The organism is Flavobacterium sp. SH_e (assembly GCF_025717045.1).
GTDB lineage: Bacteria > Bacteroidota > Bacteroidia > Flavobacteriales > Flavobacteriaceae > Flavobacterium.
In genome coordinates this window covers 59,574-86,271 of record NZ_JAOVZN010000012.1, presented here as the reverse complement: position 1 = coordinate 86,271, position 26,698 = coordinate 59,574, and the positions used below count along the sequence as shown (strand labels likewise).

Here is a 26,698-nt window from a genome sequence, read left to right as displayed (position 1 = left end):
TTCTTATTTTTTAAAGATTTATATTGTATAATGGCAGTATCTGCGTATCAATTGTGTTTGTTAAAGGACCACTTCCTTCGTTATTCCACATTTTGTATTTAAACCTGATTTTCAAGTTTTCTATTCCAGAAATGATTTTGCTGCTATGCATGATCAAAGCTTGTGAGTAATCTTTAGAGTGCAGTACGCTGTATCCAGATATTGGATTTTCTAATTCATCTAAAACAGAAATAGTATCTTGAATTTCTTCTAAAGGCATTTTTGGAATATTAAAAGGCTCTGGGTTTCGAACTAAAAGTGCTACCGTTGCTCCAGTATTTGTGTCAATAATTCTATTTACCTCAGTGCCCTGTGCAGGATCAAGAGGAGAAAGTTTTAAAATTCCTTCGGTCGCACGATCAAATAAATGCTGATATTTTGTTGCCATTGAATCGCTAAATACATTTGTAGCAGTACCATTTTTAGGAGCGATTACATAATGCAGGGCATCAATACGTTCCTGATCAAGATTAACATTCACATCATATAAAGCTTCTTTAGTTTTTTCTTTATCAACAAAATAACTCTGAACTTGTTCTTTAAAATCTTCATAACGCGAAGTCTGGAATCCAAATTGATGAACCAGGATATTTTTGCTTTCGCTTGAAATTCCTATTTGCGCACCATCAAAAAAGTTATTGACTAAAACAGTATAAAGTTTAGAAGGTTTTAAATTGGTTAAAGTTGTTTTGTACTTTAATGATTTTGGTTTTAAAGGATCTCCTAACACAAGAGTGCATCGCGTCTTAGAAGAATCTTCAATAAAATTGTTTAACATTCTAACACCCAATGGAATTCTAGGATCATTATCATCAGTCCACTCTAAATCATTATCTTTTTCTATCGATTGTGGATAAGCAATTTCTTCTTCACCTTCTTCCAATGGTTTTATTGGATATTCAATAAGTAGATCAGTCAGAGGATCTTTGATGAAAAGATTTAGTTTCCCTTCAATTTCAGGTCTTTCAGTTTCATATTCTGCCCAATTCTTAAACATATGAGAAGTATATGTACTCGTAAAGAATAAAGAAATATCACATTGCTCATTGCCGTAGAATGAAGGTTTAGACTGTAATAAACTTCCGTCTGCATTTGGATAAGAACGATTATAATCCAGATAGCTTCTTAATGAAGTGAGCGGAGATTTAGACAATGCTGTCAATTCATTTTTCGCTGGCGGATTTTGAGGATCAATTGCTTGAGAATCCTTAACCGGGAAGTGCCCAATTGGACCAAGAGTTTTAAAACCATAATAATATTTAAATTCTACAGGATTCTTTTTATTATCGTCAACCGTATCTGTTAGAGTAAAATCTAAACAATACGTTGTATTTGGTCTCCAGATTGGCTGTACTGTTGTTTCGACAGCATTTTTCATCGCTTGTAATTGCCCAGCTACGGCAGGAATATCCAAAATCGTTTTATTATGATAATACTCTTCTTTACTAAACCAATCTACTCTCTGAATATAAGTAGTGTAATTAAGTTCTGGATCTTCAGTATTTACTAGACTTGAACAAATAATTGCATCAGTTTTAATTATGTTCGAAGTTTTAATGCTTTTTCTAAAATCTAATCCGTTAATTAAATCCAGTACAGAATAATTGACACTTCCGTTTGTTAAAGTTGTTGTAGAAGTAGTTACAGAAACTTGTTCGGCAGGATGTAAAGAACAGTTATCAAATGCATCGCTAAACAATGAAAAATAAACACCTTTCTCTTTTGGTTTGCTGGAAAGCATCAAGATTTCATTTACAGACGGTTCATTTTGGATATGAATGATTGAAGCATCCTCTACATTTGTTTCCCTTTTAATTAATCGTGTTTGGGTTAAAGTTTCATTCAATACAAACAAATAATGCGTATTGTAAGCCAAAACAGAATGATCATTTAATGTCTGATTAGATAAATAAACAGCCGAATCAAAAATGGTGTCATTTTTTACTAATGAAAGAGTATTTCCATCGATCTGCGCCAAGGCAAACTTGCCATTCGATAATTTAACTGAAAGGAGTGTTTTATTATTCGCAACTATGGCATCGATAATTTCAACTACTTCAGTTGTAGAAATTACTTTTGTATCCGTTGCAGAAATTACTTTTGATACATTGTCGACATTTAAACGGATAACTTTTTTATCCTTAGTAATCAAACTGAATTCTGAATCGTTATGCTGAAGAACTTTAATTACTTCTGAGTTAACTTTAGAACGATAAACTACAGTTCTATCATCTCTTTTAATCCAACTGATTTGAGTTTCATTCGGTGCTATGTTGTTAATCCAAAGAAGGTCATTATTTGCTAATAGTAATATTTTGTTGAAACCTAAAGAATAAGTATTCAAATATTGCGTGCCTAAAATCGGATTTAGTTCTTCATCCATTTCGACAATTGCAGTTGCAGCAATAGGAGAGGAGCATCCTACAATAAAGTCAAGATCAATTGCTGCTTCTCCAATTCCTTTACATTGTTCTGCGTTTAAAGCCTGAGTTACCAGTAAATTGCCATTTACAACCTGAAGAGAAGTGACAATTCCGTTAATTAAACGCTCTCTAATAATTGAACCATCAGAATTGACTTGTAATAGAATCGTAGTTTTCGCATCTTCTTTTGGATGGAATGTTACTACATACGAATCATTAAATTTGATTACTTGATCAAAATCATATAAAGCTCTACCATTATAACCATAATAATGCGTAAAAGTCAATGCATTTGGATTACCTCCAGCATTAGGATTTTCATTTCCAGCATCCGATTTCAGATTTGTCAATTCAGTCATTAACGAATTGTATTTGATAATTTTTGCAGGATCTGTTAATGTCATTTCACTGTCTCCTGATAATTCGCCATATCTATTGTCAAATAATGCAGCAATTTCGTTTCTGATTTCTTTAATGCGTTTTGCATTTGCTGAAACTGGACTAATTACAATTTTGTCTATCTTTTTCTTCTGGCCATCAATTTCCTCAGTATATAAGGTAATCGCTTTTGCAAATTCTGCTTTCGTATACGTTTGTTCTGCAGAAAATGCCCCTATCTCAGTTTTTCTAAAGTTTGCTGGCGCGTATGATACTAATTTATCTCCATCATTAAAAAAGGCAGTATAAGCTGTAATTTTTACTTCTTTAGCCTGAGTTGTAAGCCTTAATTCTGGATCAATAGCAGATTCAGGAAAAATAATTTCTAATTCGTTTTCATTTCTAAAAGACAATGATCGATTATATCCAAAAGGATTTTCATCAGTTGTAATACTCATGAAATCGCCACCTTCAAGCGTGTATTTATCTTCAATCACAGGAAGTTCTCCAATAAGTTTGAAAAACAAACCATTGATTTTATCAGCTTCGTACTGCATTGGCACATAGTAACGCTTTCCAATTTGTTTGTTAAGGAAATCCATATGCTGTTTTTCGATTTGTGTTGAAGCACAAAATAGTTTTGTAGACGTAATTCCTAATTGTTCAGGAACATGCCATCCTGGTTCGGCTGCACTTAAAAACGAAAACGGATTTGTTGCTAATACTCTAATAGAATCATATTGGTCAATTGCTTTTTGCCAATGTGCCCAAGGTAATCCCTTTAATTCATTGGTTCTTTCAGTATCTTGTACAACTGCTTCAAAAGGATTATAATCTACCCATACAGTCCCATTCCAAGATTTTAAATTGATCGATTTAATTCCATATTCGTGTTTAACTTGACGTATTGGTCTACCTGCTTTAGATGTTGCTTCAGGAGGCATCAAATCAGTATAGTTTTTGGCCTCACCAGTATATCCTCCAACTTTTTTAGCCAAATCAGCACTAGGGACTAATCCTTTAGCCGTTTTAATATCAATATAAGTATCTAAAGGAATTATCGATGTAATAAACTCTGGCCTTGGCGTACCGTCTGGAAAAAGCTTGTCTTCATCATAATCTTTTTCTCCAGCAGATTTGAAATAATCCAAAGCAAATGCCTGATTGGTTAGCATATGCACACCTTTGACATTTTCTAATGTTCTATCATCTTCTCCGTCTCCCACAGTTCCTTTAGGAAGTGGGCTGTATGGCGTACGATCAACTACTCGGTTAAGATCCCATTGCAGTTCAACGGTGAAATTTTTACGTACCCTCACAAAAGCAATCTTAACACGAACACTTAGTTCTAGTCTAGCATAAATCAAGAAAGGTTTAAATGATTCAACAGAAAATATCGTATCTAAAGCAATTTCGACATTAATAATCCAGAGTTTAATCTGAATTCCACCACCAGCACTAATGTAACCACCCATTTGAGGGCGTTTGAATGAAATTTTTCCACCCATTTCCAAATAAGCCCACAATTTGACTTTGGCAGGACCAAAACTTTTCTCCAGTTTAAAATCTAATCGGGCCCCAGCTTCAATTCCCTGAGCAGAAATCATGATGAAAGCTTTTGCTTTAAATAAGGTTAAAACTTCAGCTTCGATTGGTTTCTCTTTTGTTCCGAAATTAACATACCAAGGTTTCTGATTTTTAAAGAAAAAACCAGCTTCTAATAATGCAGTGAGTTTAAATATCTGACCGCCATCTTTTGGAATACTAAAATCTGCTCCAGCTGCTAGTTCTAATGAATCATCTCCAAAAGCAACCATAGCAAAAAATGGCGGATTACTAGGGTCATCTTCAATCAGTCCTAATCGTGAGGAAATAACATTCAACCCTGCTTCAATATAAAATAGAGTAGGCAGAGACAATAAAAGCATGGCTCTCAAAGACAATACGTGTCCACCATCTGCAACTGTTCCAAAAGTGGCTCCAGCTCCAATAGAAAATGGAGAATTGTACTGCATAGAGTCTGGAGGGCCACTGAATTTTTTAATGTTGATACCCGGTTTTGGATGTTTATAATACTTATACCATGAATCGTCTTTAGTTAAGCCTACAGCTTCTTTGGTGGCGACATATCTAAATCCTAATAAACCTCTAAAAGCATTAATAGCCAAGAATCCAAGCGGAATAGGAACAGGTAATTCAATACTGGCATCAATTAAAAAGGCAGGATATTTCGGCATAAAACGCATGCCAACACTTCCAGAAATTTTTGCTTTTGGCAGTTTTAAGCCAACCTCACCAATAAATTCTTTAGATTTTCCTGGTTCAGGAAGCGAAATCATTCCGTGAATAATAGCCATAGCTGAAGCTTCTGTAGCAGTTCCTGGGATAATTAAATCAACTTCAATGGTTTGGATTCTTAAAAAGGAATCTTTTTTAAGACCGTTTTCGGAGTTCTGATCTGTAGAGTAATAAAATTTAACTCCTTCGCCACGAGCATCAACTCCAAGCGGATTAATACTGATAGCACCATCAAATCCCCAGAAATTATATTTACGGCCATTAATTTGGGTTGAACCAAAGTTGATGTTCGTAACTGCCATTTGAACTGGACCTAAATTGACCGAAAGGCTGATTGGAATAGGAATAGATCCTCCCTCAATTTCAATATTTCCATCGCTGTACACACGCAATTTTTCAACCTCAAATCCTTTTCCTTTTAATAAACTTCCCATTAAAGTTTCTTCAGGAAAAGAAACATAACAAGAAGTTCCTAAATAGTAATCTTCATCTTGTTTACCAAGTTCAAAACTGTGGAAATCAATATTAACAAGGTCAAATAGATTTGCTTTTGGTTTATTATCTTTTGGGAATGAAGCAGTAAGGTTAAAATCTCCATCATCATTTAAGTGACCTTCAAGATTGACTTTTAATGCATCTCCATTTTTTTCTGTAAGTTTTGGAATTTCTAAAGCACCTTTAATGTTAGAGTTCGTAACTTTATTTTGTTTGAAAGTAATATCAAATTTATTGAAGCCAACTTTGAATCCTTTTTTCTCAGAACCAATAGTTTTCCAAAGTGTATTGTCGTAAAGTTCTGCTAGAAAGTTTTGATAATCTTTTGCCTCAGTAAAAACATAAATTGTAGAATCATTAATAGTCGTTAATGATAATGGATAGTCAAATGCGTATGGTAGATTTTTACGGTTCAATTCTTGTAAAAAGACAAGTAAAGATTGGTAATCAGCAATTTCTTTTTTATTGGCCACACCATTTTCGTCCTTTTCGAACATGGTGATGGGATAATTAAAATTGAATTTATCGTTGAAATAACTAAAAGTGCCATCTGTACTTGGCACTGTTTCGAGATAAATATTTCCAGAAAGCCCGCCTGTACCTATTAATAAATCTGATGCGCCAATTTGTAGTGTTGGAGCTGTACTTCCTGGCGTTTTAGGAATATCATTAAACCATTTTGAAGGAAAAGTTACTGAAACAGCACGAGCATAAACTCCAACGAAATCATTTGGGCGTCCGTCAGCATCAGCTTCCGAAATATTGGTTTTTTTGCTTAAATCGACTTTTAAAGTATCTAACTGAAGAAGTAAACCTGTGTTGCCGATCATGGCATAATTTGAAGGAGCAAGAGATCCTCCCATTTCTAATTGATAGCCAATACCTTCTTCGGTATCTGCATACAATTGTGCCTCAGCAAATACGAACATCGATTTTTGAGTTCCATCACCATAATCAGTTCCATCGGAGTTGACAGGTTTTAAGATGTTTCTTGGAAACTCAATACCGGCACTTAAGGCTAAAGTTGCTTTTGCTTTTGGAGTAATAATTCTTTTAATGTGAGCTTCGATTCCGTCTGGAGCTACAATGTTGTAGAAATCTTGTAATTTTTGCTTGATTTCGTCTAAAGTAAAACCTTCATTAGCGATGTAAGTTCCGAATAGTAATAGCGGAATCGATTTTGTAATTATAGTACTATCGTTGATGAGGTCAATAATACCTCCAATGGATTGTTCTACATTTGTTGGAAATTCCAGATTAGTATTTTGAAGCGTATTAATATCTTCTAAAAGCTGTTCGTATTTTGTTTTTCCTTCTTCGGCTTCCACAAAAATATTCATCATGTGAGCTACAACTTGTTCTTCGCTGATGCGGAAAACCTGAAGACCCACAGCATAAAAGTCCTCCATAGAAAAAGAGAAATTGCTGGAGCTGAATGTTTTTAAGAAAGCCAGAATTTCCCACTGATATTCTAACGTAATGGGAAATGATGATATAGAAGAATCATTGTCTTTTAGATCTGGATTAAGAACCAAACCTAGACCAAAAGGAAGAGGTAATGCCAATTTTGTACTTGAAACAATATCAAGACTGTAAAAGGCAGAATCACCACGATATCCTTTTGAATATTGTAAATTTTTGTAATGGATTTTATCAAAAATGGAATTCAAACCATCTTCGACAAACGATAAGAATTCTGGTAAATCGTCTACAGTAATTATCTCGGACAATCTCGGATAATATCTCGCTGTAGGAATTGGAACCGCAGGAATTGGATTAGTTGGCATATTCTAATTTTGTTTTTGACTTTAATTTTTGTTCGTATTCTGAATGATTAAATTGGAGTAAGATCGAACCAATCTTTGCGATGTAAATGCATAGTTTTTTAGGATTTTTCTAAGCAGTTTTTAGCAATTTATCTGCTTAATGATTTTTTCAAAAGACTAAAGTTTTTAAGAGTTTCAGAACCTGTTTTTTTCTTTTGACAGTGTAAAGATGAGCCTAAAAATGGAGCTTAAAAAAGAGCTGCTTAGCGGTTTAACATGGATGTTCTGAGGCTTTACAGGGTTGTAAAGAGAGTGGATAAGATTAGGGTAAAAAGTAATAAATTTAGAGTTCTGTAAAAAGATGGTGGTGTCTCATTTCTATTTTTGAATGAGACAGCCACATCATTTATAGTTAACTATTTAATTATATTTTTAAAAAAAGTGAAGAATAGTTTGTGAAAATTGGTCTTGCATAAACATTTTTAGAGTTCTGATTTGTAGAGTCATCGAATAAAACACTTACTCTGTATTCTAATGAAATTGAGGCATCTGAAAATTTCAAATCTGTATAATTTCCAACATAATCAATTGTTTGTAAAAAATATTTCTTGTAATTCTCTAAGATTTTATTACCATAAGTATCGTAAGTTGTTTCTGAAAACATTAAGACAGAGCCAAGAAGATCTCCGCTTTGGCTTAAATTTGTTTGTATTGGGATTTCATAATTTCTAATACTATTTTCTGTCGTTACGTCCGTTCTTTCAACAGAATATAATTTAATGTATTGACTTCCTGAAAACTTGCAATTATTACCTTTTAAATAAACTTCAAATAAAACAGATTTAGGAGCAATTAATGAGGGTGAATAATTTCCATTTTTAATCAAATAGTTATCAAATGTTTTAAATAAATAATTTCCTTGATTAGAAGAGCCTAAAGCACCCGAAGCAATAGATGATATCGATGATGCTGATGTATTTACATAAGTTCCTGATACAGATGCAGAACTTGTGTATGTTGATCTCCAAGTCGTTGTTAAAAAATTTCCAGAATCACGACTGTCAAATATTCTATATCGGGCATTGTTTATAACATGATAAAGTTCTCCTGTAAGATCTCGTTCTATTGCACCCTTTTGAGGAGATGAAGTTAGCACACCGTTAGGAATAACAAGAGCAGGAATTGTGGAAGTCCCAATAGGTAATGTAAGACGATTTTTTAAGGAAATTCCAGTAACATCGATTGAAATAGAATCATCGGCTACTCCTTCAACACCTATTTGAAGCGTTTTTCCTTGATTTCCTCTTATACAAAATTTGTATGTATCCGTCATAAGATAGCCTGAGTTTCCTATTTTCAAAATATTATTAAAAGTCCAATTGCCGACAATGATTTCACTTTTTCTCTTCATCCATTCCCACCAATTAAACAATTTCAAGCGACTAACTACTTTTTTATCTTCAGGAACTGCTGCACTAATTTGAGTTTCCGTATCAGAAGCTAGGTCTACGGGTTTAAGATCAATCATGTCTTTCAATACTTTCCCTTGTCTGGCATCTAAGGTTTTACCTTCGGTGATGCAGTCAAGGGCATTGTAACTTTCGGCTTGAAGATTGTTTGCATCGGTAAACTCTAATTCACCATTTTGATTTGTTTTTAAAATTTTGTTTGGCTGATTTTTTTCTAAGTCTGCGACTCTGATTCTGTTGTGATTTGTACTCATTTTTAATTAATTTTTACGGGTTTAAATAATTTATAGGCTTTTAATCGGGCTTATAGGGGATTACCGTAATTCATTCAGATATATAAGATACTTACAAACAGTTATTGATTTTGGATGATTGGAAGTAATCTGAATGCTTAAAAATTGTGTTAGTGGCATCACAATAGGGTTTTATTTTACAGAGCTGTAAAACAAAGAAATAAGGTTTTTGTGTTGGCTTAAAACAAAGCCAATAGTAGAGTCGGGAAACTTATGGTTCTAAGTTTCCAGATTGTATTTTAAAATGTGATTTTGATTTTGCTTGGAGAAGATTTTTAGTTTTAAAAACAACTCAAAGATTCTTGTCTTTGAGTTGTTTTTCTATTTAGTAGACACTAGCAAAAAATTATAATATAAGCTCCAGTTTTATCTCCAAACTTGTATTTTCTGCTCATTTTTTTTGAGGTAATATAAGAAGTACTTTACGCTCACGCTAGCGCGGGGGAATACTTTACGCTCACGAGCGAGATGCTCGCTTCAGATATAAATATTTTAAAACGGGTTTTCTCCTCTTTTAGCTCTTTCTATTCTACTGTCAACTAGGCTTTTTATAGTTAAATTGCTTAGAGGTGTAATCCAATCTTGTGTTTCGCCGGATGGATGTGCTGTATAAATTTTTGGATTTTCACCTTCATCCAGGTAAATAAACAAAAAACGTTCTGTCGAATATACATCAATAACATAAAATGGTCGTGAAATTATTCTTTCATTATCTAGTAAATCTTGTCTTGTAGATTCTTGTAATTCTTTTTGGTCTTCATTTACACCATAATCACATACATAACAATACTGGCCAGCCAAAAAAAGTAATTCTTTAAGAACTTTTGGGAATGATTTTCCTGTGTTATAGAGTTGTTCTAAATTTGCAATTTCGTTTAAAGTAATTCCTTCAATTTCCAAATTGAGTAATTCTCCAAAATTTATTGGATTTTCTTTTAATTTTTTTAAATATTCTATTTTCATGGCTTTTTAAGTATTGTTTGAATATCACTATATGATTTGGCACTTGGATGTGAAATCATTCTAATTTCTAAAATTTTGCCTTCTTGTTTGGCTAATTCTTTTAAATATACCAAATAACTTTGACAGCTTGTGCAAGCATATCTCGGCGATTCTATATTTATTGCAAATCTATTGCCTTTAGTCCAATGTTCATCTAAAAAATTAAATATAAATTTTAGTTCTGTATCATCAAATCGTGGATCGCCAATTATATCAATAGCTTTCGTTTTAAAAACATTAAAGCTATTTTGATTAAGTGGTTCTTTAAAATATTGTGAAACAGTATTACCAAATTTCCTTTTTATATCTTTTATTGTTCCAGACAAATATTGTTCTTTTATTACTTGTCCAACAGGAGTATTGTTGTTATAAGTTTGGATTTCAATTAGTAGTTTATTATGTCCTTTAAATTTGCTTCTCAAATCGCTATTAAAATCTTGGAAAAATGGGAAAATCGAACCAGTATGTAAATCTCTTAATCTACTGATTGATATTAACTCATTTTTTATTTCTTTTATGAATTTTGGAAGTAATGAAGATATAGTGCTCACATTTTTTATTCTCAATAAATCAATATGTACACTTTTTAAGTCTGAATTGACAATTTTTAGTATCTCTAATCTTGTAAATTCATCAAACTGGTTTAGTTTTAGTTTTTTTTGATAATCTAAAATTAATTCCAGTTTATTTGGGTTTTCAATAAGTTTATTGAATTCATTTTGAGTAAGTCTAAATTCATTAAATAATTTTTGCCTCGTAGCGACATCTAATCCTTCTAAAATACTTTTGAGTTCAGTGCGTTTATAATAATTAATAATGGTATTAACGGAATATGTATCTTCTAAAAAATCTATACTTTTTCTCTCAAAAACTATTCCTTCAGAAAACAACTCACTCCATCGTTCCAAAAGTATGCCGTCAGCAGAATTTAGCGCGTTTAAAACATCAGCTTTGGCTGATTGAAAATCGAGCATGAGAGCAATTTTTTTTTCGTCATCTGCAAAAGAAATGATTTTAGTATATAGATTAGGATGTGAAAATTGAATAGAGCTTAACCATTCAGTAAGAGCATTATCAATCTTATCCAAAGAATTTATAGCAGTTCTTAATTCATTATATTCTGTTCCATTTGGTATTGATTGTTGTAATTTTTTGGTGGCTCTTTTAAATGCTCTTCGAGATAAAAGATCACCTGAAAGTGATAACATTTCTAAAGCAAATAACCAAATGTCAATATTTTTGCAGAATTCGAATTTTTTATATTCAGGATCATTTTCGTCGGGTGGATTTCCCTGACTATTGTAGTATATGGTACACCCAGCAGTTGCAAAGCGCTGAATTAGTCCTGCGATGCCTAATATTATTTGCGCATTATTTGCTAAAACTCCTAATGCTCTGCTAAAGCTGGCTATTTCGGCAAGCGATAATTCTCCGGCAACAAAATACTTTCTTATCAAAGATAAATCTTTCAGATGGCTTAGCTTCCCTAGACCTGTTAGTCCAGAGAATGTCAACATTACATCTGCAGCAGTTCCTATTGTCTCTTTTGTATCGCTATAATCACCAAGATCGTCAACATATTGTAAATAAAATACAGGAAAACAATTATTGATAAAATTAAGAATATTTCCGTCGTCACTTATTCCCTTCACTGGCATTTTGATAATAGTGTCAGTTGCATTAGTTGCTTTTAATGCAATAGGTTGAAAGATTTTATAAACACCATAAGGTTGATCTCCATAATCTCTGACTTTTTCTTTAGCAAGTATTTTATTCTCATAAAATGTGAAGCTAAAATTATCAATATACCATAATAATATTTTTTCGGACTCATAGTTAATAATCATTGGAGCTGCATTTTCATCTAAAAGAGGAAAAAGTATTTCAGGATCATTTAAATCAAATTGCCAACGACAATTGTATGGAGTGTATTCGAAATGACTTAAGGCATTCTGGGCAATTGATGGGACAAGGTGCTGAGGATTGAATTTACTTTCACTCCAAAGATTATATACTACTTTTACTAATTGGCCTTTATTTCCTTTTCCATCATCACTTAATAGGGTTGAATCATCTATTCTGCTATATAATACTTCATACAATGTCAGTTTTTTATTGTAATCAAAAATGGTATTAAGAAGATCCATGAAATCATCAATCTCTGAATAATTTAACGTTCCGTTTGATTCCTCTCTAGCAATAGCACGAATTATTTTTAATATTGCTTCTTCATCATTTAATTTATTAACCCCCCAATTTCCAATTATCCAGAAATTATCTCTTAGGATTTTATCTAATAGATTAATTTTTGTTTTATAAGGCAAGTAGCTTAGTTCGATTGGATTAAATAAGTTAACGATATAGACAATTAAATCATTTACATTAATTTTTGAATAATCATCATTATATTGAATTAACCAATATTTGAATTGTATTAGACCTAATCTTAATCTTGCAAAATATTCATCATTATACAATGCATGATATTTTGAATCAATAATTCCATAATCGTGATTATATCTATTGGGTAAGTTAATTACTTGGTTAAATGGTTCGACTAGTTTCAACGCAATTAGAAGATTCAAAAATTCAGTTTGACTAAAAATCCAATCAAAGACTTGAATTACATCAGTTAAAATATCTAATTCGTAATCATGTAAATCTCTTAATTGATTATTAACTTCAAGGTACTTTTTATCTATTATGAAATTATAATATGGAGTTAAAAGAGGTATTATCTTTTTTGATCCTGCATGAATAATTTTATAATCCGAAAGTATAGGTGATGTACTTTGTAAGATATTTATTTGTCGTTTTGGGTCTATTGAATTATATAAATGATAAGGAATAGATCTGTAAATTGTTTCTGTTTCTATTTCTGATGTTTCTAAACTTTCAGGGTATAACATTTCATGTGCAAAAATGACATTATCATTTCCATTAATTTTTGGAGGAAGGACATCGAGAATGCTAAAGATACCTCCAAGCGCTTCAAAAGAAGCAACAGTATAAGTTTTACTTTCATTAATTTTATTATTATTCCAGAAATTTATTTCAGACCTATAACTGTCAAATTGGTCATTTGATTCGTCAAAAATAGCCATATAAAAAATGCCATTTTTTTTAAATCTTCGTACCCAACCATTGCTAAAAAACAACAGATCATTATTTAATGGATCAAAAGTTTCATCATCACTGATACTTGATAAGTAAACTATATCTCCAGAGGCTAGCACTACTAAATCTTTCATGTATTTTAAAGGGTTAAGTCAATAATTTGTTTAAAAAGTTTATCAGGTGTTGTCACATATTCACTATATCCTTGGCTAAAATGATGTCTGCGATCAAGTGAATAAACAAAAACAGGATTGCTGGGTTCTTCTAGCTTATTATTACCTTCAGCATCTTCGGCTACAATTGCCACTTTGTATTTCTGATATGTGATATTTTCAGGAGAAATTAGATTAGTTACATCTTTAAAAAGATTCATTAAAAACAAACGAGGATTCTTTTTCCCTTCGGTAATTAGAGCTTTTATATTCTCATTTTCATCTTTAGTTAATCCCAGAATAATTTTGTTAGGAGTAGAGCCATTCAGAGTTTTTAGTTCTAGTCCCGTAATAGTTTCCGTACTATCTGTAAACATTTTCAAATTGTAATAGTATGGATCGGGTAGTTGATAAGTTTTACTTTTGCCAACAGAACCATTTGCAGGAGAAGATGTGTAAGTTGTTGAGGTTGTGCTTCCAGTTGCAGAAACAGCATTATTCATGACATCTACAGCTTCTGTTACATAAGTAACACGGGCAACGGTTGGTGTTTCTTCAATTCCGGTTTCAATAACGTCATTTACTGTTACTGTTTGTACAATAGAAATTCCCTGCTGTTTTTTATCATAAAACTCATTAATTAGATTCAGTTTTTCAGAAGTCATTCTAGAATAGCCATCATCGCTGCCTAATTTTAATAAAGGTTGTGCTTTAATTAAGTTAAAAACATCGTCAAAAAAGTTTGCTACACCATTTATGACTATAGGATTTCCGTTTTCATCTTCTTCTTCACGAATTTTATAAGTATTCACTTTTCCCTGATAAATTAAAAGACTTAATGAGGCAATGTTTTTACCTTCAATAGCAGGAGTTGTCAATTGTACTGTAGAGGTTAACTCACTATAATTTCCTTCTTCATCAGGTGGTAATCGTAGTCCGTCAGCATTAATGAAATTATCTTTTTGTGCATTGGCAACTTTGCCAATTTGTCCGTAAAAAGCAGTGTTGTTATTGTTGTCGGTTGGAAATTGCAAGTACAGATTATTTGTCGTGACCGTATTGGCCTGTTCTTGATTGTTAATTAAAACTGGCCATCCAGAAGTGCCATAAGTTACGGCTGTCATAGGGACTTCATTGGTTGCCGTATCTTTTAGTAATCCTGTTTTTAGGTTTTCAGAGCCTTCACCAATTTTATAGTTTTTGTAAAAATCGTAACTGCGTGTACGATCGCTTTGAATATAAACGTACCAATTGTTTTTCGTCGAAAACTTATTAAGCAGATCATTGTAAATAGCAGCTCCTTTTTTCTCCGTTTTTTCTCCAGAGGCAGTTGCTGTAACAATTCCATTTTCAGCATGAGAGCCATAAAAAGCAGCAATATCAATAAATTGAGTGCTTTGCTCACGCTGTAATTTTTTAATGAAATCTGTTGAACCATCTACTGTAATTTCTGCGAAAGGTTTACGGGCATATTCTAAATTGAAAGCAAATTCATGAGCATCGTCAATTTTGTAATCGCCGTAATTTAGAACAACATCAATTCCGCATAAACCTTCAGCAAAATTTCCTAATGATTTTCCAATACCAATTAAAGGCAATTCGAAATCGTCTTTTTCATCAAAAGTATCGCCAGCTGCGACAAATTTTGATTCTTTAAAAAAGAAGTCAGAAAGCTGAATTGTAGTGTCAGTTAGAGTGGCATCGTAGCCAATAAATTTAGCGGTGAAAGGAGGAACAGGAATAGGTGTAATTGTTTCGCCTTCTTTTTTTACACGCCCTTCATGAAAAGCGTTGAAATCGATGTTGATCTTGTCAATAAAGTCTGAATACGATCCTTCATTCTTTTTAATTAAAGGCTCTGCATCATCAGTAAAAAAGTCACTTTTTTGTAAGCCTCTGTAGACAAAATATTTAATGTTCAGTCCAGGAAAAGGCTGGTTGTAAGGACGAAGAATTAGATTCACTTTATCGGGATTGCCAGTTTGAGGCTGAATCAAAACAACTCCTTTGCAGATCGAAAAGGCTTTTTTGGGCGCGTCTAAAGAAAATCTAGAAGTCAGGTTGAAAACAGTTTCAGATTGAGGTCCAAAGCCCTGACCTGACAACTGCGCGGGAAAACCTCCCGACTCTATGAAAAAATGGGATTTTGCGGACATATTTTAAGTATTATTTGTTCGTTGGGATAATTATGTTTAACACATAGAAACATAGATTCAGAGTGATCTAAAAAGGCGTTTCACTTGTTTTTAAGTAATCATTAGCTGTATGGAAGAAATATATTTCTCTTTAGTATTCTTTAATTTATTTAAGAGAAACGCTGTTTCTATGTGTTAAAAAAAGTTATTTCTAATGCCAAATTAGTAATGGAATTTTTTATTTAAACCACTTAGGCTTTACGGTTTTGTAGATGAATCGTCCAAGTAAAAAGATGAGGATAAGAAGCAGTACTCTGCCTAACCAGATTTGGACTTTCTGCCAAAAAGTGAGATAGTTGGTAAATTGGGTAATTGTGATTGTTTTCTCTTGAACATCTTTAACCTGTTTCGATTTCCAATGCGCATAGAGTTCTTGTTCTTTCAGGTTGCAGTCTACTTGGAGTTTATTGTTATCAAGTCGAACCCTTGGGCTTTTTAATGTACGCCCTGGTTCGGCCTGAATAACATTTTTAAGAATTACTTTTCCGTTGAGGCATTCTAGTAATGCGTTGTAAGAACTGCTGTCTTTTGCAATTTTAAAGATGGTATCGTGTAGCGTTTCTGTAATGGTTATAGTCTGAATTTTATCTTCATTTTGCACTGGTTTCGGACTTCGGCACGAAATCATGATCAGGATAATGAAAAGAGAAAAAACAAGATATTTTAGTTTTTTTGTCATAATTAAAATTGGTTTTTAAGTTTTGATTTTAGAGACGTAAAAAGCCTTTAACAGTTTTTATGTCACGTTTTCTTCGGGCTACTTTATAACCTTCGCGTCCGCCAGAATCATTGGTGTTTCCTTCAATGGTATAAATTGTATTTCCAGCAATTTTCTCGACAAATCCAGCGTGACCTGTGCCGTTATTAAAGTCTAGAATGAAAATATCTCCGGGTTGAGGTGTCTTTTTTACCAAAAGCGGTCTTGAGTTGTATTGATCCAGAACGCCTCCCGTTTTCTTTAAAGGATTTTTAGCGTTCATTTGGGCGGCGGCGTTCTGTGTGCACCAATAAATAAAAGCCATGCACCAGGCGTATCCTTTGCCAAGTCCGACGCTTCGTAGATAAATTTCAACTTCAGGGCCTGAATTGCTGTTTCTTGGAATTTCTTCGACACCAATTTGTGCCGTTGCGATTGCGATCGTTTTTTGAGCTAGTGTCATGAGCTTTTTCCGTTTAATTGTTTAAATTTTTGTAGTTCGTCAACCAATTGCTGGTTGATTAGCATGAGTTCTTTATGCTGTATTTCCATTTTTTTTATGGTTTCTGTTGCGGCTGTTAGGCGTGCCGTAATGTCGTCTAGAAGATCACGGTAATATTTTACAGCGCTTACGGCATTGTCGAGTTCGGCTGCGCGGTCTTCTGCGAGTGATTTTCGCATCGAAAAAAACCAAGTAATAAAAGCGGCAAAAAATGCGGTTAGAGTGGGGTATAAAAACTGCTCCATTGAATGTGTTTAAAGTTGAAATGTTGGGTTTAAAAATTGTTTTTTGAAAGACAACCTGAGAGTTGTTTTAGAAAGGAAGTTTATCTGGATTTTTTCCAGTTTCGTGGCTCATTTGTTTCCTTTTTCGATTGCAAATATTGGGTGAAAAAAGCCCTAAAAAAAATGAATGCAAGGTCTGCGAACATTTGTATTCTAGGGCTTTACAGAGTTGTAAGGAAAGCGAACAGAAGTCGTTTTAGATGATGTAAATGTTACATCTTTGCATCACAAAAAGGATGCTTTTGAAGATAAAAAATGAAGGATTTTTTCTTTTATATGTATTAGGAAGATCTTTCCTGATTGTTCATAAGTTCTTCTATTTTTTTTAATTCAGAAGTGATAGGTGTACAGAGAATTTCATACAAAGTAGTTCTCGAAATCGGGTAAACCGGATAGACGTATTTACGCCACACAACAGTCGTTGGAATGTCTTCCGTTTTGTGTTTTTGATACAGTTCTTTAATGAGTTTGTAACGCATTAATTTATTTTTTTGAATTCCGAGACTTCTGTTTGAAGATATAGGCATGAGAGATAATATTTTGAATGATAGAAAAAAGAAAAGTTTTAAGAAGAACGAAGTTTGAAAAAGAGTTACTAGTTTAAATTATAAACAACATCATATTTAAGACAGCCAAACCATTTGATCATATTCAATAAATGGTTTTTACTTCCCGATGCCATTTTTATATTGAACCTCGTTCTGAGGTTGTATTTGTTAAAGATTTATTTAACAATTTTGGTCAGCAAACTCCGCATGACAATCCTGTTTCCAAAACCTTTTAGGTCTGGATTCCAATAGAAAGAATGAGTTTTGGCTGTTTATTTATAAGGGCAGAAATCGCCCGTTTATCGGTTCCTGATTCTCTTCATAAAGAAGAAGAAACAGGAACCATTTTTATTTAGCTGCTTTTTTCGGTTGCAGTTTGGAGGTCGTTTTAGCCTTTGTAAGTGGCTGTTGTGTGTTTTTTGAATCTCAGATTTTTGATCACCATACTTTCGTATCGATTGAACGCAAGACGTTCTTTTTGGGATAAGTCATGAGTGCAATTCCAGTTTCCGAGTCTGTCTTTAAAGATAGTATGTTCATTTACTTGGTAGCTTTCATGATCTGTAATTGGCTTTATTTTTACGCTCATTCAGATATTGTTTAAAAGTTGTTTTTAATTTGAAATAAAACCATTCTCTAAATAAAAGTATGGGCTTTAAATTGGTTAGAATTAACAGGATAGTTAATAGCAGTGATAAATAAATGTCGTGATTAAGCTGCATGATTTTGTTCGTTTTGTTGGTTAAAGAAATCAAAAGCATAGCCTTGTAAAAAATCTACAGAAGACATCGATAGCGGAATATTGCTTCTTACACCATTTTCATCAATTCGGCAAGCTTCAATAAACCAGCTTGAACGTACAGGTTTAAAAGCAGATGCAATAATTTCGACGCCATCTGTAAATTCTTCATTGTTAAACTCCTTGGTCAGTTTTTGAAGTTCTAAAACTCTAGAACCTTTTAGATTTCCTTTGGCATCTTTTTTTAATAAATTGAAAACAATTTTGACTAACGAAGCAGTTTCTTTACTAGTAGAAAGAGAAGAAATATAATTCTGCACTTTCTCGATTCCAATAGTTACAGTGTCGTCCCAACCTTCGTTAATGCGGTATCCAATCGTGATTTCTTCTTTGTCATTAGAAAAAGTGTGTGACATTTGTTTTTCCTTAAAACCATAAACCTGATTTTTTAAATCCAGAATAGTTTCAAACAATCTAAAAGTTTCAGTTTTTGCATTCTGCATCATTTCAGAAGTTTGCTGTAATCTAGAAAGTGCTTTCGGAATCGTTTCGGCAACCAGTTTTTTATAAGCATCTCTTTCTTCATTTTTCTTGTTTTCAACTCGTTGAAGCGCTTCTTTTAATTGCTGAGCAGAAAATTGAGTTAAGTCCATAACAGGTTTAAAATTGTTAGCAGTTGTAGTGTTCATAACAATTGGCTTTTAGTAAATTAATATTTCTTCTTTAAATGGATCTGCATAATAAGGTTTGAAATTATGATGTAAAGCAAGTTTCAAAACCTCTTTTATTTTACTTTCAATATTTGACGGAACAGGGCGTGGAGAAGCAGTTTCATCATCCAGAATATGCATCCATTGAAAACGTTCCTGATTAATGCAGATTCTTTCTCCGGCTGTAAAAGTTTTGCTTCTTTCTGAACAATATTGAAGAGCCAGATATAATAATGCGATACGATCTTCGATTTGTGTTTTATTCATAATTTTTTTCTAATTGATTTTTTAATTTTTTAATGTCAGATTCGATTAAACTTCTTTCAGGACTATTTGGATTTTCGATAAGCCAATTTTCCAATTCCCGAATTTTTTCCTTGATTTGATTTGTTCCCATTTTAATTTGGATTAAAGATTTAATGCTATTTTATTGTTATCAGATTCTTTAAGAAGGGCTGTTTTAAATCGTAGTATTTTCCATTCTTTTTATGTTTTAGGGTAATATTTTTCTTTTTGTCAATATTTATTATTTTAGTCTTTGTAAATCAGTTGTTTGTGTATGAAATAAAATTGTTTTATTTTATTGTTGCTCAATATTTTCTGGCTTAACCTATTGTTTTTCAATTTTATTTTTCTTTACTTTGCAAATATAATGTAAAATAATACATTAAAACAAATTTTTAACGTAAAATAATACATCTTTTTATGGGGTCAACGGAAAGAGTGCGGGAATATCTTGATTATAAAGGGATTACTAAGTATAAGTTTTGTAATGATCTAGGATTTTCTAATAAATTTTTAGACAATAGCAGTAATATGGGAACAGATAAGGCGTGTAAAATATTACACTATTATCCAGACTTAAGTTCAGAGTGGCTGTTAACAGGAAACGGACCTATGATTAAAGAAGAAAATACTAGTGTTATGGTTATGAATAGTGATAGAAAAACAGTCGATTCGCTTCATGCAAATCAAGAAATACCTCTATATGATTTGGAGGCGGTTGCGGGTTTAAGAGAGCTCTTTAGTAGTGGAGAACCGCAAAGAATTTTGGACACAATAAAAATTCCAAATCTCCCAAAATGCGATGGAGCAATTTCTGTAACAGGAGATAGTATGTATCCTTTATTGAAATCGGGAGATATTATTCTTTATAAGGAAACGGAATTTGAAAATATCTTTTTTGGCGAAATGTATCTTTTAAGTGTTAAACTGAATGACTGGGAAGAATACATTACTGTAAAATACGTGCAGAAATCTGATCAAGGGCAAGATTATGTGAAATTAGTAAGCCAGAATTCGCATCATCAGCCAAAAGATATTCATGTGTCAAAAATATCCGCATTGGCGCTTATAAAAGCAAGTATTCGTATTAATACTATGATGTAATTGTTTTAATAAATCTCAGACATATTTTTAAATAAAAAGAGGATTATAAAAAATGCTTTAGCTAAAACTTCAAAAGTTTGGCTAAAGCATTTTCGTGTTTTATAAATTTGGTAAGAATGCGCGAAACTGCATCTAAGAAATTCTATCTGGAAAGATTCAAATCATACCGCTCCTCATAAAACGTCTTTCCCCATTCCTGAACTTCTTCAGATTTCGTAAGTTCAAATCCCATCATTTTATACATTTGAAGTGCTTTGTCTTGTAAACTTGTGGTAAGCAGAAAAGCGTTTTTAAATTTCTTTTCTCTGCAAAAATCGACGGCATCGGTTAAGAGTTTTTTGCCAATTCCAAGGCCTCTAAAAGCGGGATCGAGAAGAAACCATCTTAATTGCGCTTCTTCATTAGGTTGATGCACAATTGCAACGCATCCTACAATTTTGTTATTGTATTCTGCCATCCAGATTCGGTCTTTTTCTGGGGAATATTTTTCTAAGAAATCGTAAAAAGTCTTGATTACATATTTCTCAAAATCATTTGAAAAATTCGATTCGTTTCCGTAGATAAATCCGTGTAAATAAATAATATAGCCAATATCACCAGGAGTAATATTATGACGATAAGTAATGTCTTCCCGAGTTATTTTATTTTCTGTCAGCAGATTTCTAACTGTATTCATCGAATCGACTAAAATTTCTTTTTCAGAATTGTTTAGTTTTTCTATTTTACCTTCAATCTTGTTTTCAGATTTAGCATTCAAAAGGCTTAATAATTCATTTCCAGAATCGGTCAATTTAATGTTAAAAGCGCGTTTGTCTTCTGCAGAAGAAACTTTTTCAATTAAATTTTCTTTTAAAAAACGTTTTAAAATTCGGCTTAAATATCCTTTATCCAGATTTAAAATTTCGCTGATTTTCTGAGCAGTAATTATTTTGCTTTCGCTGATTTCATATAGAATTCGTATTTCGGTTAAAGAATATTCGCTGTCTAAATAATGCTGACTTAAGATATCTAAATGCGCCGTATAAAATCTATTAAAACTTCTGATTTTTGAAGTTGTAGTATTCATGATTTGAAATATTGTATTGTTGAGATACAAATATATAAAATTAGTTGCTTTTGTCAACCAATTATGTTTCAAAAATTATTTTCCCTTCAACAAATTAATACTTACTGTTGCAGTATCAGCATCGGGAAATCGCTTGAAAATTGCTTGATCAGGGAATAATCCCGCTTCTGCTGCAATGGCATTAAAAACATCAATTTCAACAATATATTGGTCAGAAAAACCGTGAGTGGCATCGTAAGCTGTTGCTGGAGTTTTGCCTAAGTTACTGGCCGTAAGTTTTGGATCTATGGTATGAAGTTCAATTAAAAGCAAGCCAAATTTGTGTACATAAGGTGACCATTTTTGTAAATGTTCCAAAAGGTTGTCTTCAACAAGATTATTGCTAATTCTTTTTCCTTTGTAAGCAAATGCACCAGTTGAAGTGCTGACTCTGTTTTTGTTACAATTTTTTGGCTCTTGCCAAATTCTATTATGATCTAAAAAAGTCCTTACATTCAAAAGATCTTTTAGGTCAATATTATAATTTTCCTTTAAATCATTTGCAAGTAAATCGGGACGGCCAATATCTCCCCAAATTACTTTTGCCCAAATATCTGCGTTTATAAGGTTAGCTCTAGTTACTTTCAACGCAGTCTGATTATAATCGGCGCCAACTAAAAATAAAGGGTATTCATCGAGCATTTTTCCTCTTAAAGTCTGTCTGTCGATTACTTCAAAAATATGCTGGAGGAAAGCGCCATTTCCACATCCCATATCTAATATTCCTTTAGGCTGTTCCTGAATAGGAAGATTAAAAAGTTTGATTAAAATTTCATCTACAACTTTAAAATAAGTATCGTGAGCGCCACCGCTTCCCCAAACATTCATTTCACGATCGACATGAATTTCGTTTTCACCTTCAGCGGTTTGCAATACATTTGGATTGCCAAAAATTAATTCTTCTATTTTAGCAAATGTTGGCAGATAAGAAACCGTAACGCCATAAGCACTCGCTCTTTTGGCAAAAAACAAACCAGCTTCAGTAAATTGATAATTTCCCTTTTTTTCCAGAAACCATCCCAGATGCACAAAAAAGTCTAATATCTTTTTAAAATTTTCTGGTGATTTATGGAACTCTTCGGGGCTGAAAGAAGTTTCCATAAAATATTTATGAAACATTCCGTTCATCGCCAAACGCACAATAGTTGGCCCAATCAGGTAACCTTCAATATGTTTTAAAATCTGTTCCTGAATACTATTTGTCAAAGGATCGGTCGAAGGTTCAAGTCCGTATTTCTTTTTATATTTTTCAAAAATTGCATTGAGCTTTTCAAAAGGCGTATCTTCAAACAGACGCGGATGAAAATGTATAGATAATTGTAGTAATGTAACGACATCTTCGTACAGATGAAACAGCGAAAAAGCGGTTTCGGTTTTCTCGTTTACAGCAATTGTAATTATCTGCGTTTTATTATCAACATTATAATCTAAAAAGCCTTGAGAAGCCAAAATTCTTAAAGCTATATTTAGATAGCCTTCATTGGCATTAAAAACAGTTGTAAGCTCAGATAATTGTGTTTGCTTTTTGTCTAAAATAAATTCTAATACAGATTTATTTTTAAGGGCTATTGCTACAGGAGCAGTAACCAAGCCGTCAAGATGCCTGAAAATGGAACTTAAGAGTTGTGATTTATCGGTCATAATGAAAAAATGAAGGTTAGTTAAAAATAGTGATTTTTTTCTTACTTGACAGCCAAATTTCGATAAGAGTTCTAATTAATTGACAATGAAGTTTACGCGTCTTTATAAGTATCTAGATGTTTGAATTATTCTATAAAACTGTTAAAATGTTTAATTTAAGATAATATAGTATTGGGTTAGGATAAAATATAGTTGGATTAATTTGCTTATTGCTTATAATTTTACAATTGTTAAAACATTCGATTTGCTAAGGATTATTGGCTATTTTTGATAAATGTATATTTTACACAATTAAAAAGATATTGTTGATTACTGATATTTTTTTGATTGCGAGTTGAGAATTAAAGAACCAAATATTAAATTTTTTTAAATATGAAATTATCTAGACTATTACTATTTGCAATGTTGAGTTTTGGCTCCATAAATACAGCAACTTTATGGGCGCAAGGCGGTGATCAGATTCTGGATGGTATTGGTGAAACTGGATTGATTGCTCGTTATGTGTTTGATGGTGATGTAAAAGATTGGTCTAGAAATAATCTGCATGGTAATGTTTCAGGTTTAAAAATGAAATTCGAAAATGATTCCCAGTTCGGAAAAGTGCTTTTTCTGGCGGGAGATAGTAATTCGTATTTGACAATTCCGGGCAATGCATTTGCGGGAGAAGAATCGCTGAGTATTTCGGGATGGATATATTTACTTTCTGATCAGCGAAATCAGCATTTTTTTGATTTTGGAAAAAATAATAAAGCGCATTTTTTTGTAGCTCCAGCAGGAAACAAGGAAAAAACTAATTTGCAAACTGAAATTACAACTTCAGCAGGAGAAAAATACAAAACCGATGGGCCAATTTTAGAACTTAACAAGTGGGTTCATTTGGTAGTTGTAATTGATATTCCTTCCAAATCTCTAAATACTTATGTTAATGGAGTTTTAACAGGTTCTGCTAAGAATGTAAAATTAAAATTAGATCAGTTATTTGATCCTAATTCGGGTAAAAATAATCTCTTGAATATAGGTAAATCAATTTTGCCTGATGATCCTTATTTAAAGGCAAAATTGCATGATTTTAGAATTTATCGAGTTCCTTTAACTGAAAAGCAGATTGAGAAAATCTACCATAATTCTTTGAAAAAAGAAGAAGCCGAAGAAGAGGAACCAGAACAGCCAACAGGTGATTTGCCAAAGTTTCCTGCGACAACTCCTCAGTTGTATAATGAATTTCTAACGAATGTTTCAGATATAAAAGTTCAGACTGTAATTGGCGATCTTCCTCGTTTGCCTCGCTCTTTAAAAGGAGAATATAATAACGGAATTGAAGGGCCTGAGGTTAAAGTAATCTGGCCGGCGCCAACAGATAATAGTTCGGTTCTAAAAGCGGGACAATATACTGTGACAGGAATAGTTTCAGGAACTGATTTAAAGCCTAAAGCTATTGTCACAGTACAAGCTGCCAAAGAAGTGAAGACGCCAGAACTTAAGTTGAAAACGTTCAATTTAGATGAGGTAACATTAAACTCAGATTCTCATGGACATGATACAAAATTTATTGAGAATAGAGAGAAGTTTATAAAAACCCTTGCTGAAACAAATCCAGATTCTTTCTTGTATATGTTTAGAAATGCATTTGGACAAAAACAGCCAGAAAATGCAGAAGCATTAGGAGTTTGGGATACTCAAGACACGAAATTACGTGGCCATGCAACAGGCCATTATTTAACGGCGATTGCACAAGCTTATGCAAGCACGGGATATGATAATGCTTTACATGAGAATTTTGCTAAAAAAATGGATTATTTGGTCAACACTCTTTATGAGCTGGAGCAAATGTCTGGAAAACCTAGTGAAGCTGGAGGAATAAGTGTTTCAGATCCTACAGCGGTTCCTTTTGGTCCAGGAAAAACAGAATATGATTCTGATTTAAGTACAGAAGGCATTCGCACCGATTATTGGAATTGGGGGAAAGGTTTCATAAGTGCTTATCCACCAGATCAATTTATAATGTTGGAAAAAGGAGCAAATTACGGTGGACAGAAAACTCAAATATGGGCGCCATATTACACTTTGCATAAAATTCTTGCAGGTTTATTAGATGTTTATGAAGTGAGCGGTAATGAAAAAGCACTCGAAATATCTAAAGGAATGGGAGATTGGGTATATGCAAGAATGAAAAAACTGCCTAATGAAACGCTTATCAGCATGTGGAACAGATATATTGCTGGTGAATTTGGAGGAATGAATGAAGTGATGGCGCGTCTTTACAGAATAACTAATGAGAAGCGTTATCTAGAAGTTGCTCAACTGTTTGATAACATTAAAGTGTTTTATGGAGATGCAAAACATTCAAACGGATTGGCTAAAAATGTAGATACATTTCGTGGTTTACATGCCAATCAGCATATTCCTCAAATTGTAGGCGCACTTGAAATGTACCGTGATTCTAAAACTCCTGAATATTATCGTATTGCTGATAATTTCTGGTACAAAACTACCAACGATTATATGTACAGTATTGGTGGTGTTGCTGGAGCAAGCAATCCTGCAAATGCAGAATGTTTTATCAGTCAGCCTTCAACAATTTATGAAAACGGATTTTCTGCGGGAGGGCAAAATGAAACTTGTGCCACTTATAATATGCTGAAACTGACTAGCGATTTATTCCTTTTTGATCAGCGTGCTGAATTTATGGATTATTATGAACGTGGTTTATACAATCATATTTTGGCTTCGGTTGCAGAAAAAACTCCTGCAAATACGTATCACGTTCCTTTACGACCTGGATCTATAAAACAATTTGGTAATCCAAAAATGGACGGTTTTACTTGCTGTAACGGAACGGCTTTGGAAAGCAGCACTAAATTGCAAAATTCAATTTATTTTAAAAGCATTGACAATCAGGCTTTATATGTTAATCTTTATGTTCCTTCAACAGTAAAATGGAAAGAAAAAAATGTGACAATAGAGCAGACAACTTCTTTCCCAAATGAAGATCATACGCAATTAACCATCAAAGGAGAAGGAAAATTTGATTTAAATGTACGCGTACCGCATTGGGCAACAAAAGGGTTTTTTGTAAAAATAAATGGTAAAGACGAAAAAGTAAAAGCAGTTCCGGGAAGCTATCTTACTTTAAGCCGTAAATGGAAAAGCGGAGATAAAATTGAACTTCGCATACCATTTCAATTTCACTTAGATCCTGTAATGGATCAGCAAAATATAGCAAGTTTATTTTATGGACCAATATTGCTGGCAGCTCAGGAATCGGAACCACTAAAAGAATGGCGTAAAATAACATTAAATGCAAAAGATTTGAGCCAATCCATAAAAGGAAATCCAGAGAAATTGGAGTTTGTTGTGGATGGAGTACAATTTAAACCTTTTTACAATACCTACGGGCGCCATTCGGTTTATCTGGATGTTACTTTAAAATAGGTCGGAACAAAGCATAAAACAAAA

The 26,698-nt window shown here is 33.0% G+C and carries 17 protein-coding genes; 2 read left to right on the top strand and 15 right to left on the bottom strand.

Annotation, left to right across the window (positions count from 1 at the left end):
• Positions 1–10 precede the first annotated feature (10 nt).
• The 13 genes from OD917_RS22215 to OD917_RS22155 all read right to left on the bottom strand — a co-directional run bounded on the left by OD917_RS22215 (position 11) and on the right by OD917_RS22155 (position 19,504).
• Entirely contained in the window at positions 11–7,420 is a 7,410-nt protein-coding gene (locus OD917_RS22215; protein WP_263525561.1) for a hypothetical protein, read from the bottom strand.
• A gap of 403 nt (positions 7,421–7,823) precedes the next feature.
• Positions 7,824–9,122 carry a hypothetical protein gene (locus OD917_RS22210; RefSeq protein ID WP_263525560.1) on the bottom strand — a complete coding sequence of 433 codons (1,299 nt, stop codon included), beginning with the start codon at positions 9,120–9,122 and terminating at the stop codon, positions 7,824–7,826.
• A 531-nt stretch (positions 9,123–9,653) separates the two neighbouring features.
• Positions 9,654–10,124: a hypothetical protein gene (locus tag OD917_RS22205; RefSeq protein ID WP_263525559.1), complete on the bottom strand. Its 471-nt coding sequence runs from the start codon at positions 10,122–10,124 to the stop codon at positions 9,654–9,656.
• Positions 10,121–13,414 (bottom strand): hypothetical protein, encoded by a 3,294-nt coding sequence (locus OD917_RS22200; RefSeq protein ID WP_263525558.1) that lies wholly within the window; start codon positions 13,412–13,414, stop codon positions 10,121–10,123. The genes OD917_RS22205 and OD917_RS22200 overlap by 4 nt, the downstream gene beginning before the upstream one ends.
• 5 nt (positions 13,415–13,419) lie before the next feature.
• Entirely contained in the window at positions 13,420–15,588 is a 2,169-nt protein-coding gene (locus tag OD917_RS22195; protein WP_263525557.1) for a hypothetical protein, read from the bottom strand.
• A gap of 217 nt (positions 15,589–15,805) precedes the next feature.
• On the bottom strand, positions 15,806–16,306 hold the full coding sequence (locus OD917_RS22190) for a hypothetical protein (RefSeq protein ID WP_263525556.1): 501 nt from the start codon (positions 16,304–16,306) through the stop codon (positions 15,806–15,808).
• A gap of 28 nt (positions 16,307–16,334) precedes the next feature.
• Positions 16,335–16,787, bottom strand: a complete 453-nt coding sequence (locus OD917_RS22185; RefSeq protein WP_263525555.1) for a CHAP domain-containing protein — start codon at positions 16,785–16,787, stop codon at positions 16,335–16,337.
• Positions 16,784–17,071 (bottom strand): methyl-accepting chemotaxis protein, encoded by a 288-nt coding sequence (locus OD917_RS22180; RefSeq protein WP_095931269.1) that lies wholly within the window; start codon positions 17,069–17,071, stop codon positions 16,784–16,786. Before OD917_RS22180 ends, OD917_RS22185 begins: the two co-directional genes overlap by 4 nt.
• Before the next feature lie 320 nt (positions 17,072–17,391).
• Positions 17,392–17,637: a hypothetical protein gene (locus OD917_RS22175; protein WP_263525554.1), complete on the bottom strand. Its 246-nt coding sequence runs from the start codon at positions 17,635–17,637 to the stop codon at positions 17,392–17,394.
• 409 nt (positions 17,638–18,046) lie between these two features.
• The gene (locus OD917_RS22170; protein WP_263525553.1) at positions 18,047–18,247 is read right to left on the bottom strand and encodes a hypothetical protein; all 201 of its coding nucleotides are present in this window, start codon (positions 18,245–18,247) and stop codon (positions 18,047–18,049) included.
• 122 nt (positions 18,248–18,369) lie between these two features.
• A complete protein-coding gene (locus tag OD917_RS22165; protein ID WP_263525552.1) occupies positions 18,370–19,086 on the bottom strand; it encodes a DUF3164 family protein in 717 nt (238 codons plus the stop codon).
• Between the two features lie 12 nt (positions 19,087–19,098).
• On the bottom strand, positions 19,099–19,374 hold the full coding sequence (locus OD917_RS22160; RefSeq protein ID WP_129748866.1) for a hypothetical protein: 276 nt from the start codon (positions 19,372–19,374) through the stop codon (positions 19,099–19,101).
• Positions 19,367–19,504: a hypothetical protein gene (locus OD917_RS22155; protein WP_162614974.1), complete on the bottom strand. Its 138-nt coding sequence runs from the start codon at positions 19,502–19,504 to the stop codon at positions 19,367–19,369. The genes OD917_RS22160 and OD917_RS22155 overlap by 8 nt, the downstream gene beginning before the upstream one ends.
• A gap of 308 nt (positions 19,505–19,812) precedes the next feature.
• Here OD917_RS22155 and OD917_RS22150 point away from each other — a divergent pair, with 308 nt between their 5' ends.
• Positions 19,813–20,496: a helix-turn-helix transcriptional regulator gene (locus tag OD917_RS22150; RefSeq protein WP_233074110.1), complete on the top strand. Its 684-nt coding sequence runs from the start codon at positions 19,813–19,815 to the stop codon at positions 20,494–20,496.
• Positions 20,497–20,638: 142 nt separating this feature from the next.
• On the opposite strand, the gene OD917_RS22145 is transcribed toward OD917_RS22150, so the two are convergent.
• Together OD917_RS22145 and OD917_RS22140 are read right to left on the bottom strand one after the other, a co-directional pair.
• Complete coding sequence (locus tag OD917_RS22145; RefSeq protein ID WP_263525551.1) at positions 20,639–21,562, bottom strand: bifunctional helix-turn-helix transcriptional regulator/GNAT family N-acetyltransferase; 924 nt, start codon at positions 21,560–21,562, stop codon at positions 20,639–20,641.
• Positions 21,563–21,637: 75 nt separating this feature from the next.
• Positions 21,638–23,242 carry a class I SAM-dependent methyltransferase gene (locus tag OD917_RS22140; protein ID WP_263525550.1) on the bottom strand — a complete coding sequence of 535 codons (1,605 nt, stop codon included), beginning with the start codon at positions 23,240–23,242 and terminating at the stop codon, positions 21,638–21,640.
• 372 nt (positions 23,243–23,614) lie between these two features.
• Here OD917_RS22140 and OD917_RS22135 point away from each other — a divergent pair, with 372 nt between their 5' ends.
• The gene (locus OD917_RS22135; protein WP_263525549.1) at positions 23,615–26,674 is read left to right on the top strand and encodes a beta-L-arabinofuranosidase domain-containing protein; all 3,060 of its coding nucleotides are present in this window, start codon (positions 23,615–23,617) and stop codon (positions 26,672–26,674) included.
• Positions 26,675–26,698 lie beyond the last annotated feature (24 nt).